Genomic DNA, 13,870 nt, shown 5'->3' on the forward strand with positions numbered 1-13,870 from the left:
GGATAAAGCGAAGGACACTTCCATGGCTAAGAAGAACCGTTGGTACTGGACGTTTCAGCACATCCTTTTTGGTCCTGTCCTGCGCGTGTGGAACCGTCCTTGGGTAGAGGGAATGGATAACATTCCTGAATCAGGTGCAGTCATTGTGGCATCCAACCACCAGTCCGTAATGGATTCCTTTTACTTTCCGTTGATGTGCCCACGCCAGATTAAGTTCATTGCTAAGGCAGAGTACTTTAATTCTCCTGGTGTGGTGGGTCGCCTGCAAAAGTGGTTTTTCTCCTCTGTTGGCCAGGTTCCCATTGACCGCAAGGCTGCGTCTGCGTCTGAAGGCATGATGAACTCCGCGCGCGAGATCCTCAATCAAGGCGACATCTTTGGTATTTATCCAGAGGGAACCCGCTCACCGGATGGACGAATCTACCGGGGACGTACCGGCATGGCGCGCGTTGCCATGGACACCGGCGTGGACGTGATTCCTGTTGCGATGTTTAACTCACGCAAGGCCAATCCCATTGGCACGTGGGTTCCACGTCCTGTTCGTGTTGGCACGCGCGTGGGTAGCCCCATCAATCCACATCAGTGGGCGCAGGAGAACGGTCTGGACCCGAAAGACCACGACACTGTGCGCGCATTTACTGATTTTTTCATGCTGAAGCTTGCTGAACTGGCTGAGCAACCGTACGTTGATGTGTACGCCTCAGAGGTCAAAGAATCTCTGCACAAGGGCCACGGCTATCCGAAGGGTGCTGAACCAAGCAAGTGAGTGCACAGAAACGTCTAGTTTGGCCAGACGTCGCCAAGGGTATCTCCATCCTTGGTGTTGTCTTGCTGCATATCGGCATTGGCGTGCCGGAAGGTGAATCCACCTGGCTGTATCAGCTCAACACGTGGCTTGATCCGCTGCGCATGCCTCTGTTTTTTGTAGTCTCTGGCTATTTCTCCACCAAGGTCCTGCAGTTCACTCTGCGCGACGTGCTGGTCAAGCGCGTCTGGTTCTTCCTCGTGCCTTATATCATCTGGGTCAGCATTGAGCTGTGGACCAAGAACCTGGAGTGGCAGTGGGTATTTGGCAATGAGCCGCTTACCTGGCGCGAATTAGGGCTCAACCTGGTCTTGGGACACAACATGGGCTGGTTCCTGCATGCGTTGATCATGTTCAACCTCGCGCTAGTAGCCGTGCGTAAGCTGCATCCAGCGCTCGCGATGCTGCTCAGTTTCACTCCAATACTGCTGTTGCCGCTCAATGAGCACATCTTCTTCATCGGCAAGGCTTTGATGTACCTGCCGTTGTTCTTTGCCGGGGTGTATTTCCGCCAGGCAATCACTGCCTTTGTCGATGCCGTGTGCCGCCTTAACGTGCCGGCGTTGATGTTCGCTGTGATTACTTATGCGGTGGGCTTTTTCTCCCGCGACCTATGGAACCAGTTCACTGGGGAAGTAGTGCTGCCGTGGTATCTGCCGGGCATGGACTACATGGGCTCGCAGGAAGTGCTGCTGTTGGTGCGCTTTGTGGAGCAAACCTTCCAGCTGCCGATGGCTTTGGTCATGGCCGTCGCAATCGCGCGTATTCCTTACGTTTCTAGTTTCTTTGCTTTTATTGGCCGCAATACTTTGCCGGTCTATCTGGGCCACCCAATCGCGCTGACTGTGGGATATCACTACGTCCAAATCGTCGGTCAGTGGGAGATTTCCATGGACGGTGAAAGATTGGTCAACACCACCTGGTTCTGGACCTTTGTGTGCATCATTCTTTCTGGTGCCGGTGGACTCATGCTGTGGTCAATTTCTAAAGTGCCGGGCATTGGTTGGACCGTCTACCCGCCAAGCCTGCGTCAGCTTCAAGAGATGGTTATGCGGCCCCCTGTGCTCAGGTCTGAACCTTGCAGGGACTAAGCTTTATCATCGTGCGCTATTTCTACGACACTGAGTTCATTGAAGACGGCCGAACCATTGAGCTCGTCTCAATCGGTATTGTCGCAGAAGATGGCCGTGAATATTACGCGGTGTCCACAGACTTCGACCCTGCTCGCGCCAATGCGTGGGTGAGGGAGAACGTCTTGGACAAACTGCCTAGCCCGCGCGATCCGGTATGGAAGTCCAAGGACACCATCCGCGAAGAGGTCCTAGCGTTTCTTACTAAAGATAAGGCACCCATGCAGCTGTGGGCCTGGGTTGGTGCATATGACCATGTCGTCCTAGCACAATTGTGGGGCGATATGGCTGGGCTGCCGCGCAGCATCCCGCGCTACACGCGCGAGCTGCGCCAATATTGGGAGTTTGCCGGCCGCCCGCAGTTGCCAGCCATTCCTGATGGCAATCATGATGCTTTGGTGGATGCCCGCCATAACCTGGCTAAGTTCAAGACCTGTGCGCAGGCGCTCCCGCTATCTGCCGGCAACCGCGCAACCTAGTTGAAGTGTTTTAATTCTCCGAATTCTGTGCGATCTCCGCACCGTCTCGCCTGGTGGGAATGGCCCCGATTGGGGATTGTCAGGCTCTAAGATGTCATATTCGGCCAGCATCCATGATTAAATACTTGTGTGAGCTGGACAGTAGATATCCCTAAAGACGTACTCCCTGACCTTCCTCCATTGCCAGAAGGCATTGAGGAGAAGTTTCAGGATGCCATCAAGCGAGACGCCAAGCAGCAGCCCAACTGGGATCAAGCCCAGGCTGACAATGTTCGCAAGATCCTTGAGTCGGTTCCACCAATCGTGGTGGCGCCGGAAGTTGAGGAGCTAAAGAGCAAGCTGGCTGATGTTGCCAACGGCAAGGCTTTCTTGCTCCAAGGCGGCGACTGCGCTGAGACTTTTGAGTCCAACACCGAGCCGCACATCCGCGGCAACGTCAAGACCTTGCTGCAAATGGCAGTGGTATTGACCTACGGCGCTTCCACGCCTGTGGTCAAGCTGGCGCGCATTGCTGGCCAGTATGCAAAGCCACGTTCTTCCGATCTGGATGGCAACGGTCTACTGAACTACCGCGGCGATATCGTCAACGGTGTGGAGCCAACCGATGAAGCACGCCGCCATGATCCGGCACGTATGGTTCGTGCCTACGCGAACTCTTCTGCCGCAATGAACTTGGTTCGTGCACTGACCAACTCGGGCACGGCCGACCTGTACCGCCTCCATGAGTGGAACCGCGAATTCGTGCAGACCTCTCGTGCTGGCGCTCGCTATGAAGCGCTGGCTAGTGAAATTGAAAATGGTCTGAACTTCATGAATGCTTGCGGCGTCTCTGATGAGACCCTGCGCGCAGCAACCATTTACTGCTCGCATGAAGCACTCCTGAAAGACTACGAGCGTTCCATGCTACGTCTGGCTAAGGACAGCCGCGGCGAGACCAAGCTCTATGATCTATCCGCGCACCAGGTATGGATTGGTGAGCGCACCCGTGGAATGGAAGATTTCCACGTCAACTTCGCATCCCTGATTGGCAACCCAATTGGTTTGAAGATTGGCCCAGGTGTGACCCCTGATGAGGCAGTAGCTTATACCGAGAAGCTGGACCCAGACCGTGAGCCTGGCCGTTTGACCATGGTTACCCGCATGGGCCATGACCGTATCCGCACCGTCCTGCCGGACATTGTGCGCGCGGTGGAAAACTCCGGCCACAAGGTGGTTTGGCAGTCTGACCCAATGCACGGCAACACCTTCACCTCCTCGAATGGCTACAAGACCCGCCACTTCGACAAGGTCGTTGATGAGGTTCAGGGCTTCTTCGAAGTACACCGCGAACTGGGCACCCACCCAGGCGGCATTCACCTGGAGTTCACCGGTGAAGACGTTACTGAGTGCCTCGGTGGCGCTGATGACATCACGGACATTGACTTGCCAGGCCGCTACGAGTCAGCGTGCGACCCACGTCTGAACACCCGTCAGTCCCTGGAGCTGTCCTTCTTGGTTGCAGAGATGCTGCGTAACCAAAACCGCTAAACTCGCGGGCTAAGCGCTACACAACCTCAAGGGAGTAGCCACCACAGAATTCAACGTGGTGGCTGCTCCCTTGAGGTTTTCCAAGTTTTCCGACTTTTAGCTTTCAGGCCTTCTTAGCGAATCAGCCACGGGGTGGAACCGTAGTAGCCGGAGCCAAACCACCAGCCGGCTAGTCCTACGCCAGCTACGACAATGCCGACGACCACGAGCCACGCGATGAATCCCAGAGGCGATCGATTCGACAAAGGCTTTAAGATCGGCTCGTTCTCCGCTGTCGCCGGCGCCTGCGCATGAGCCTGCTGCTGGACCTGACCCGGTTGCCCCTGTTGTCCAGGAGCGGGTTGAACCTGGCCCTGGCCCTGAATCTGGCGCGGTGTCAGTCGCGTCTCAGGGTAATGAGGATTCTGGCCGGCAGCTGCAGCTCCTGCTGCACCAGCTGCATTCGCTGTACCGGCACCACCTGCAAAGCCTAGACCAGAAGCACCTGCACCGGCCGCGCCAGCACCGGCAGCAGCTGTGCCGGGGATTGTATTGGGCATTCCAGGAATGTTGTGCTGGTCATTGCGTGCATGGTCTTTGACAGGAGGGGCGACCGGCGGAGGACCATCGAAGCGGGTTTCAAAGCTCAACGGCTCGCGCGCAGGGCGTTCATCTGGGCGCTCGCGGGGTTGGTCATAACGGGGCTCCACGGTAGTTGCATCATCTGCGATGGAGTCGCCGAAGACCTCGGTTGCTGGTTCAGAGGTGTCAATAAAACCGGTGGGTTCAAAGACACTGCCGGAATCAATGCCATCCATGTTGGTTGGCTCAGCAGCTGTTCGCGCAGCCGCCGAATTGTGGGGGATAGGCACCAGATAGGTAGGAAGGTTGAGCTCTGCTGCGACATCATCAAGAGCCGCGAGGAACTCGCGGGCATCAGCGAAGCGTTCGCTGACATCGAATGAGGTGGCGCTGGCCACTAAGGCATCGACAAGCGGAGGCACCCCAGCAATCCGTGAAGACGGGCTGGGCACATCATTATCCAACCTATTCATCGCATGCCCCAGCGGAGTATCACCGGAAAACGGGACCGTGCCGGTGAGAAGCTCAAACAACACGATGCCCGCCGAATACACGTCAGATGCGGCAGTAATATTCGCACCGGTGACTTGCTCCGGGGAGAGATAAGAAACCGTGCCCACAATCTGATTCGAGGTCACCGTCTGCGAACTGGTGGCGCGCACGAGGCCAAAGTCAGCGAGCTTGACCGTGTGGTCACCATTAATCAGCACATTATCCGGCTTGATATCGCGGTGCACCAAGCCCTTATCGTGGACAGCAATCAGACCCGCCAACACCGAACGCATCACCGCCAACGCCGCGTGCGGTGGCATTGGACCGCGCTCAGCGGTGAGCTCACGCAAAGTACCACCGGTAATAAGCTCCATAATGAGAAATACCGGGTCACCCTCAGCCGAGAAGTCATAAACATTGACCAGATTTGGGTGGGTTAGCTGCGCCATCGCACGTGCCTCGCGGCGGAAACGGTGGATGAACACATCATCCTGGCTGTACTGGTCATGCATGACCTTTGCGGCCAACGCGCGGCCAAGGCGCAAATCTACACAGCGATAGACAGTAGACATGCCGCCGCGAGCAATCGGCCGGTCAATGCGATACCGGTGCTCAAGGACATCTCCAACTTCCAACTGTGCCATGGCATCTAGTATGTACGATAAATCAACTAATTTGCGAACCAACGGGGCGTGACCTCAGATCAGTGACAGTGATCTAAAGTAGGGGGCGTGATGGAACAAAACAAAGACTTAGACACCCTGTTGAGCAAGGACGAACTGCTCACCCTGCCTGAGGTTGCAGATGAACTAGGCATTGCGGTCACCCGCGTGCATGACCTGCTGCATGACAAGAAGCTCATCGCGCACACCCGTGATGGCGTGAAATACGTCCCGGCATTGTTTATCAATGACAAGGGAGCAATCAATAAGTACGTTTCGGGCGCTATCACCGTGCTTTCCGATGGCGGCTTTAGCAACGCAGAAATCCTTGAGTACTTCTTCACCGAAGACGAGTCTCTGCCAGGCCGCCCCATCGACGGCTTGCAAGGCCACCTTGCGCGCGAAGTTATTCGCCGTGCACAGGCAATGGGCCTGTAGCCAGCTAATTTACAGCTGTCTCGGCTTGCGTCGTTTCTACACGTGCGTGGGGAGTGGCAGTGGTGTTAAACATCCAGTGCACTGCCCAGCACGCCAGTAGCAGCGAGCCGAGTACCCACCACCAGGTGTAGAGCTGGTGGTTGCCGTCGCCAGAGAAGGCGAGCGCGACAAACACGGACGCGCCGGCGGAGAGTTGAATCGTCCACAGCGGTGGACGTGCGACGCCCAGCAGAGTTACAACTGAGGCGAAGTACCATGGAAGCGTAACCGAGTTAAACATAAATGCCACCTGATAGGCCGCAGGAATGCCCAGCATGGCCGCGCGCCTATTGGCTCTAAACAGCCACCACATCAGCACAAGACCCAGCAGCATAAATACCGTTGCAATGGTGCGCATGACATCCAGTATCTGGTTATAGGTGATGTCCTCATTGAGCGTGGTAATCAATGGCGCCAAAGTATCGGTTGCCACCGTCGGACCGGCGAGGGGATTAATCACCTTGGAATTGCCGGTAATCTCAGACAACCAACCTGAAGACGTGCCCGAAGCCCAGGTTACGAGAGCTACAACGGCGACGGTCTCAATTACAGCGACCGCACCGGAGACGATGAAAGCGGCGATCTTATTGAAGCGTTGCCCAAAGTGGTGCATCATCAACCACACCACGAATGGAACAGCAATAAAGGCAGTGGCCTTGAGCGACACCGCCACCGCAATCAACGCGATACCGGCGAGGTAGCGGTGATGCAGACAGGTTAGAAGCCCCACCGTGACAAGTGCGACCATGGTGGATTCATTGTGCATGCCACCGATGAGGTGCAAAATCATCACCGGGTTTGCGACACCCAACCACAACGCGAGCGTTGGGTCGCCGCCGAGTTTGCGGGCAATAACCGGGATAGACCACGCGATGGCGGCGAAGCTCAATACTGAAATGAGCTTGTACACAAACACACCAATGGTGACGTTGTCGCCGACTAGGCGAGTAACCCCATCACCAATCCACAAGTGCAGCGGGCCATAAGGCGTGGTGGTGTTGCGCCAGTCCTGGGAGACTTCCAACAAGAAGGGGCCGGGGTTCACCGCAGGGCCCTCGGTGTAAGGATCGAATCCGTCGCGGACCATCGCGCCCTGCATGAGGTAGGAATACACGTCCCGGGAGGACAGAGGAGCTGCCAGAAGAAGTGGCAGGATCCACGCCCACATGGTCTTTTTCATGGTGGCGAACGCGGATTCATCGACCTCCGCCGGCGGCACGGGACGCGCGGCAAGGGCAAAACGATGAGTTGCCGGAGGCTCTTCTACTCCTCGCGTGTTGCGTCGAACGCTCGCGGAGACAATGAACTTGCCCGCCAAAATCCATGCGGCAATAAGAAGGAACATGCCGACCCAAAACAGCGTCATGCCAATGTTTCGGCCGTGCCCAGCTGAGAAGAAGCTGATGTTGAGTGCTTCTAAGATTCCGCCGCGGTTACGCGTAGCGCCGCCCGAATAGGAAGCGAGGGTGAGCACGATGGCGCCCACGACGCCTACGGCGAGGGCGCTAGGAAGCTTGATTGTCTTTGCTTGCTTCACCATGTGAAGTCCCTATTTTGCTCGTGCCGTGGACTTAATGGCCAAAGAACGCAGAAGTTCAGTGACATCAGAATTAACGTTTGCCTTAGCCAGGTGCGCTAATCCAGATTGGGTGAGGTCATCGATGCGCTTTTCGATTTCGGCCGGCGCACCGGAATCCTCAATCATCTGTGCCATCTTTGACAGCACTACGGGGTCAGCGGTGGTACCAAGATTCTCCCGCAAGAACTGTGCGGCGGCAGGATCCTGTTCATCCGCGCGCTGCAGTGCGATGGCCATCAAAACCGTGCGCTTGCCTTCACGAAGATCATCGCCGGAAGGCTTGCCCGTAATCTTTGGATCACCAAAGACGCCAAGCTGGTCATCACGCAGCTGGAACGCGATACCAATATCGCGGCCGTATCCACGGAATGCCTCAACGAGTGATTGCGGTGCACCAGCGATAGCCGCACCAAGGTGAAGCGGGCGCTCAATGGTGTAAGCAGCAGTCTTGAAACGGTTGACAGAATCAGACAACTCGACTGATTCAATGGCAGCAGCTTCCAAAGAGACATCAAGCAGCTGGCCGCCGATAACCTCGGTGCGCATCTCCCGCCACGGCTCACGGGCACGCTGGATCGCTGCTTGAGAAATGCCTGAATCCAAGAACATGTCTTCTGCCCACACCAGCGACATATCACCAATCAAAATGGCAGCGGCGCGGCCGAAGTCTTCGGAGTTACCCGTCCATCCCAGTTCGCGGTGCTTTGCCTCGACTGCACGGTGCACGGTTGGGTTGCCGCGGCGTGTATCGGAAGCATCCACAATGTCATCGTGGATGAGTGCGCAGGACTGGATGAACTCCAAAGAAGAAGCCGCGCGAAGCACAGCCTGTGGGTCTTCATCACCCAGCAAGCCATCCGCAGCGACGAAGCCCGCCCACGCATAGAGCGGGCGGATGCGTTTGCCGCCATCGAGGATGAAGCGCTCAAGGTGTTCAATGGCTTCGGTGACTGGCTTACCGATTTTGGCGATCTGAGGTTCGCGGTCCTTCAAAAAGTCGGCGAGTTCAGCACGAACGTGCTTAGGAACGTCGGCTAAAGGAAGTTGGTGGAAATCCTCAGAATTAGTCATGGCTTTTAGCCTACCTTTAGCTATCCTGACTTTAGGAAAGCGGTAGCTGCGTCTTCAAGATTGCAAAAGGACGTTCGTCACCGGGGTACTGATGATGACGGACTAAGTCTGTAAAACCCATAGAACGGTAGAGGCTAAATGCACGGTTGGATTCGCCCGGAACCTCAGGTGTGGATAATAGTGCCCACTTGCCGGGCGCGTTCCATAACAGCTGTTTGAGCAACTCCCGGCCAAGTCCGTGGCCTTGCATGCGGGGGAGAACATGAATCTCTGCGACTTCGAAGTAGCTGCGAAGAATCTCCTGTTCTACTTCGGTTGCCCCGCCTCGTTTCTGCAGTGCTAGGCGCAGTTGGCGGTCCCACCAGGAATCCGGTGTGCCAATGAAACCGTAGGCAACGGCCAACACTCCGGAAGCATCCTCGGCAATAAGTGCGGTAAATCCAGGCCGAATGATCTCTCGCTGCCATGAGTAAACCCGTCCATCACGGATCGCAGGGTCATAGCCCATGGCGCTGATATAGATATCCACCAAAGGTCCGGCGTTGAGCGCGAATTCTTGTGGTGAAAGACGGCGGATTGTTAATGACACATCCTCCATCTAACAAAACTTTTGCCTTCAGTGGGGGAGATTGCCCCTGATAGTCCCGAATTAGTTCTTCTTTCCAGTGCCAATTTCGGTGAGCCGATCGTGGATTTTCGAAAACGTGAAAGTCTATGTGCTGCAAAAACCTTTACCTTTTCGAACATGTGAACTATACTGGCGAATGAATGTACGAACGCACTTTTAATATAAGAGGCACGTAAACGAACACTGCTCCAACGGCAATCAGAAAGAAGAAGGAGGCAAGGCAATGGCACAGGTAATTTCCGCTACAGCACGACGAGTTCAACGACAGGGTGGGCAAGGAGCTAAGCGTCAGCGTTTTCTGACTCAGGCCGCGCTTCTTCTTGCTGATGCCAAGTCAGATGCCGCGAAGGGCCGTATGGATCAGGCTTTGGAAAAGGCTTACCAGGCGGCACTGCGAACCGCTGGTGCCTGTGTTGCTGGCTCTGCGACGGTGTCTAAGCGTCGACGCCTTCCCACCTCCGCGTGGGACCGTTTGTCCCTGGTTGGTGTGGCTGAAAAAGAGTGGGCAGAGAAGTTTCGTGCCTATTCCCGCACGCGCTCTCGCCTGGCGTCCGGAATGGACCGGGAAGTCGCAGACTCCGTAGTCTTTGGCCTGATGGATTTGGCCGCCCGCTTCTTGGAAGTCTCCGAATCCGGAACTCATGACTTTGATGGAATAGGCGGACAGGCTGCTTAAGCCGGGCAGGGGTAATCCAGTGAGGGTAACTGTTGTAAAAGGTGATGCAGGAAACTGCAGAACCGGGAACTAACCGCTTAGTGTGGGCGTTGTAGTAGATAGAACAAGAAATAATGTCACCGAATCGATAATCGGGTGCGTAAGCGCCTCGGTTATACTTGAAGGAAATACACGGTGACGGTTTGTTGACTTAGCTAAAACGTAAATTATTAGCCCGGACTAATTGGAGGAACAGTGTCTCTTTCAGAGCAAGAGCAGCGCGCACTTCGCGAAATCGAGAAGTCGCTGCTTGCTGAGGATCCCAAGTTTGGCGCCTCCGTGTCCAGTGACTCTTCATTTGTTGGCTCCGGCGGCGCAATCACTTTGCGCGGCATCGCGCTCGTCGTTGTAGGTTTGGTCATGCTCGTGGGCGGCGTTGCCCTCGCGCAGAGCAGCCTATGGTTCGTACTACTATCCATTGCCGGCTTCCTGGTTATGTTTGGTTCAGGTATCTGGATGCTTCGCGGCTCAGGTACCGGCTCCCTTGGTTCTTCCAAGAAGGGCAAGAAATCAAAGTCAGGTCGTTCTGGCGCTGCTGACAGCAATGGTGCTGCCGGCAAGCTTGAGGAAAACTTCCGCCGCCGATTCGAAGAGCGCTAAATAGTTACAGCTCTTTAACTAACCAACAGCCCGGTCCGCGTTTAGCGGGGCCGGGCTGTTGGCGTTTTGGACTCTGGAGGCAAGTCCCCACTTTCGCCCACCCGCAGTCCCCACTTTGCCCCACCAGTCGCCTCGCAAGTTGGTCTGGTGCTGCCGATATCCTTTTGGGTGTCAAAATGCCTGTTCGCAAGTGAGTCGCGGGGTCGGTGTGTGCTTAAGCAAGCCAATTTGTTAATGGTGCTGCAGTGGTGGGTGTTGCTGTAGGGGTGCAGGGGGATGGCTGTCAAGGTGGTTTTGGGGAATTTCCCCCACTGATTTTCTGTGCGTTGAGCTGCGAATATGCTGGCTTTATTGAAGTGACACGCGGCTAAAACTGTTATAGGTGGGTGAAAGTGGGGTAGAGTGGGGCGCAGCGGGTGAGAAGTGGTGAGAATCTAGCATTCACACGGCTTCACATTCGTAAAGAGGAAACCGGTGTTGTTAAGCAGGGAAGGTGGAACCGGGATGTTTCTCGGAACCTACACTCCGAAACTTGACGACAAAGGTCGACTGACACTTCCAGCGAAGTTCCGTGATGAGCTTGCTGGAGGGCTGATGGTGACAAAAGGGCAAGACCACTCCTTGGCTGTGTATCCCCGTGAGGAATTCGCGGAAAGAGCACGCAAAGCAGCGGCCGTGTCTAGAACGAATCCGGAAGCGCGTGCGTTTATTCGTAACCTGGCGGCCAGCGCGGATGAGCAAAGGCCTGATGGAAGCGGTCGAATCACACTGTCAGCGGCACACCGTGAATACGCCAGTCTTTCTAAAGAGTGCGTGGTTATCGGTTCAGTTGATTTCCTTGAGATTTGGGACGCGGCCGCTTGGGCTGAATACCAGTCACAAACTGAAGACGCCTACTCGGCAGCCGACGCGGATGACGTCCTCGGTGGCTTGTTGTAAGGCGAATGAGAACTGGAAAGAGTGCGTGTAAGGACTCTGTCCGAGGTTGATTTTCTGGTGTACTTCCCCGATATCAGAACGTCCCTCGGACAGGGCCCTATACGCACTCGAGTCATCTCAGCACCCAAGTAAGAACACATTGTCGAAATGTGAAAATGTGCGGACAGTATCCCAATAGCCAGCAGAAAGGGGGACAAGCACGTGAGTAATGCAGATGTTAACTTCGATATCGAAGACAACCACGGGCATGTCCCCGTCATGCGAGCCCGCATGGCTGAGCTGATTGCGCTGGCTGTTGAGGCAGCAGGCAGCAACGCCGTCATCATTGATGGCACCTTGGGTGCTGGCGGACACACCGAGTACTTTCTCAACACATTTCCGCAAGCACGCGTTATCGGCGTTGACCGTGACGCGGCATCGTTAGCTGATGCAACCAAGCGTCTTGCCCCTTTTGCTGACCGCTTCGTGGGCGTCAATGAGCGCTTTGATGAAGTCGGTTCCGCTATTGCAGATGGCGAGGGAGAAATTTTCCAGATTGCACGGGAGCACGGCATTGCCGGCGCGCTGTTTGATCTGGGCGTTTCTTCCATGCAATTGGACCAGGCTGACCGTGGTTTTGCTTATAGAGTTGATGCCCCGCTCGACATGCGCATGGATCCATCCGCTGGTATTACTGCCGCGGATGTCCTCAATACCTATTCCCATGGTGAACTTGCGCATATTTTGAAGTTCTACGGCGACGAACGCTTCGCCGGCAAGATTGCTTCCGCGGTTTTAAAAGAGCGCGATAAGCAACCATTTGATACCTCAGCCCGTCTGGTTGAGCTGTTGTACAACACCATCCCTGCGGCTACTCGTCGCACTGGTGGCCACCCTGCAAAGCGCACTTTCCAAGCACTGCGCATTGAAGTCAACGGTGAACTCGAAGCTATTGAACAGGTTATTCCTGTCATTAGCACTGCGTTGGCTGTTGGTGGACGCGTGGTCTTCATGAGCTACCAGTCATTGGAAGACAAGCTGGTGAAGTCCGCGTTTAAAAACCTCACTACCTCTTCTACGCCGGCCGGTTTGCCAATTGATCTTCCTGGCACCGCGGCTGAGTTCAAGGCCATCACACGTGGTTCTGAAAAGGCGACGGAAGACGAGATTGCAGAAAACTCACGTGCCGCATCCGTGCGGGTGCGTGCGTTTGAACGACTAGCAGGCGAACATTCATTTATTCCACCTGGAACTGGGATAGGGGATTAATCAAATGGCAGATTCAACCACTACCAGGACAGAGAGAACCACCATGGGAACACGCACCAAGCGCGCACAGGGTTCATCCACCGATGTGATTGACCGCCCTGTAAGGACTCGCGGAAACTACACCGCGGCTCCTTCGGCAACCGGTACTGCAACACCAACGCGTACGCCGCGCAAGACGCGCACCACCACTCGTGGTGAGCAGCGCACGGCAACACGTACGGTGTCGCCAACGCGCACGACGCGTCGCGAAATCCCGCAGATTACCCCGGCACGTAAGTCCCGTCTTGGTTCGCGTCAGGTTGTCACTGAGCGCGGTCGTCGCGTTGCGCCGATCAAGAAGGTCACTCTCTTTTCGCGCCTGTCTGCTGTGGCAATCGCCTTGTTGGTTGGTGGCGTCATCTTGGCCGTGTGGCTTTCTGGTGTGTCTACCTCACAGACTTTCCGCATTCAGCAATTGACTTACCAGGAGTCACAGCTGGAAAACCAGCTGGAAACCCTCAACCGCGATTTGGAGCAGGTTCGTTCTTCAGCTGACGTTGCCCGTCGTGGTGCTGATGCCCGCATGGGTATCCCAACCCAGCCCGGAATCGTTGAGGTTCAAGAAGACGGCTCAGTAGAAGAGCGTCGACCCGCAACCCAGGGCACCGAAGCCATCATTGATGTCAACGGTGAACCAGTGCGTACCGGCCAGGCAACTAGTGATCCAAGTGATACTGAGGGCGTGTCTGATGAACTCAACGCAGTTCCTCAAGGGCAGCAGCAGCGCATCGGTGACGTAAACGCTGATGATGCGGTTGAAAGCCGTCCAACAACTGAAGAAGAAGCTTCTGATACTCCGCTGCCTGTTGGAGAAAACCTGGATACTCCATATCAGTCTGGTGACTAAGGGATAAGCCTCCCACACCTTGGGGATTGATCCGGCTACAGTCATAAAAGCATTCAACTTCTGAAGGGACA

At 55.5% G+C, this 13,870-nt stretch carries 14 protein-coding genes; 10 read left to right on the forward strand and 4 right to left on the reverse strand.

Annotated elements, in window-relative coordinates; translation table 11 throughout:
• The first annotated feature begins 22 nt into the window (after positions 1–22).
• The 4 genes from CCASEI_RS05360 to CCASEI_RS05375 all read left to right on the forward strand — a co-directional run bounded on the left by CCASEI_RS05360 (position 23) and on the right by CCASEI_RS05375 (position 3,941).
• Positions 23–766: a lysophospholipid acyltransferase family protein gene (locus tag CCASEI_RS05360; protein WP_006823489.1), complete on the forward strand. Its 744-nt coding sequence runs from the start codon at positions 23–25 to the stop codon at positions 764–766.
• Positions 763–1,896, forward strand: coding sequence for an acyltransferase family protein (locus CCASEI_RS05365; protein ID WP_025387394.1), 1,134 nt, complete (start codon positions 763–765; stop codon positions 1,894–1,896). Before CCASEI_RS05360 ends, CCASEI_RS05365 begins: the two co-directional genes overlap by 4 nt.
• A gap of 11 nt (positions 1,897–1,907) precedes the next feature.
• The gene (locus CCASEI_RS05370; protein ID WP_025387395.1) at positions 1,908–2,414 is read left to right on the forward strand and encodes a polyadenylate-specific 3'-exoribonuclease AS; all 507 of its coding nucleotides are present in this window, start codon (positions 1,908–1,910) and stop codon (positions 2,412–2,414) included.
• A 129-nt stretch (positions 2,415–2,543) separates the two neighbouring features.
• Positions 2,544–3,941, forward strand: coding sequence for a class II 3-deoxy-7-phosphoheptulonate synthase (locus tag CCASEI_RS05375; protein WP_025387396.1), 1,398 nt, complete (start codon positions 2,544–2,546; stop codon positions 3,939–3,941).
• A 113-nt stretch (positions 3,942–4,054) separates the two neighbouring features.
• Here CCASEI_RS05375 and CCASEI_RS05380 read toward each other — a convergent pair whose 3' ends face one another.
• A complete protein-coding gene (locus CCASEI_RS05380; protein WP_025387397.1) occupies positions 4,055–5,638 on the reverse strand; it encodes a protein kinase domain-containing protein in 1,584 nt (527 codons plus the stop codon).
• A gap of 90 nt (positions 5,639–5,728) precedes the next feature.
• Between CCASEI_RS05380 and CCASEI_RS05385 the strand changes: the two genes are divergently transcribed.
• The gene (locus CCASEI_RS05385; RefSeq protein ID WP_025387398.1) at positions 5,729–6,094 is read left to right on the forward strand and encodes an Rv2175c family DNA-binding protein; all 366 of its coding nucleotides are present in this window, start codon (positions 5,729–5,731) and stop codon (positions 6,092–6,094) included.
• Positions 6,095–6,098: 4 nt separating this feature from the next.
• Here CCASEI_RS05385 and CCASEI_RS05390 read toward each other — a convergent pair whose 3' ends face one another.
• Genes CCASEI_RS05390 through CCASEI_RS05400 form a run of 3 tightly spaced genes read right to left on the reverse strand, consistent with a single transcriptional unit; the run spans position 6,099 to position 9,372 of the window.
• Positions 6,099–7,673, reverse strand: coding sequence for an alpha-(1->6)-mannopyranosyltransferase A (locus tag CCASEI_RS05390; RefSeq protein WP_025387399.1), 1,575 nt, complete (start codon positions 7,671–7,673; stop codon positions 6,099–6,101).
• 9 nt (positions 7,674–7,682) lie between these two features.
• Positions 7,683–8,783: a polyprenyl synthetase family protein gene (locus CCASEI_RS05395; protein ID WP_006823496.1), complete on the reverse strand. Its 1,101-nt coding sequence runs from the start codon at positions 8,781–8,783 to the stop codon at positions 7,683–7,685.
• 31 nt (positions 8,784–8,814) lie between these two features.
• Positions 8,815–9,372: a GNAT family N-acetyltransferase gene (locus CCASEI_RS05400; RefSeq protein ID WP_006823497.1), complete on the reverse strand. Its 558-nt coding sequence runs from the start codon at positions 9,370–9,372 to the stop codon at positions 8,815–8,817.
• 262 nt (positions 9,373–9,634) lie between these two features.
• Between CCASEI_RS05400 and CCASEI_RS05405 the strand changes: the two genes are divergently transcribed.
• From CCASEI_RS05405 to CCASEI_RS15450, 5 genes are all read left to right on the forward strand, one after another.
• Complete coding sequence (locus CCASEI_RS05405; protein ID WP_006823498.1) at positions 9,635–10,087, forward strand: SAV_6107 family HEPN domain-containing protein; 453 nt, start codon at positions 9,635–9,637, stop codon at positions 10,085–10,087.
• A 234-nt stretch (positions 10,088–10,321) separates the two neighbouring features.
• Complete coding sequence (locus CCASEI_RS05410; RefSeq protein ID WP_025387400.1) at positions 10,322–10,726, forward strand: DUF3040 domain-containing protein; 405 nt, start codon at positions 10,322–10,324, stop codon at positions 10,724–10,726.
• A 504-nt stretch (positions 10,727–11,230) separates the two neighbouring features.
• Positions 11,231–11,665 (forward strand): division/cell wall cluster transcriptional repressor MraZ, encoded by a 435-nt coding sequence (gene mraZ / locus CCASEI_RS05415; protein WP_025387401.1) that lies wholly within the window; start codon positions 11,231–11,233, stop codon positions 11,663–11,665.
• A 201-nt stretch (positions 11,666–11,866) separates the two neighbouring features.
• Positions 11,867–12,913: a 16S rRNA (cytosine(1402)-N(4))-methyltransferase RsmH gene (rsmH, locus tag CCASEI_RS05420; RefSeq protein WP_025387402.1), complete on the forward strand. Its 1,047-nt coding sequence runs from the start codon at positions 11,867–11,869 to the stop codon at positions 12,911–12,913.
• A 4-nt stretch (positions 12,914–12,917) separates the two neighbouring features.
• Positions 12,918–13,799, forward strand: a complete 882-nt coding sequence (locus tag CCASEI_RS15450; protein ID WP_006823502.1) for a hypothetical protein — start codon at positions 12,918–12,920, stop codon at positions 13,797–13,799.
• The last annotated feature ends 71 nt before the right edge of the window (positions 13,800–13,870 follow it).

It is taken from the genome of Corynebacterium casei LMG S-19264 (genome assembly GCF_000550785.1).
In the GTDB taxonomy this organism is placed as follows: domain Bacteria; phylum Actinomycetota; class Actinomycetes; order Mycobacteriales; family Mycobacteriaceae; genus Corynebacterium; species Corynebacterium casei.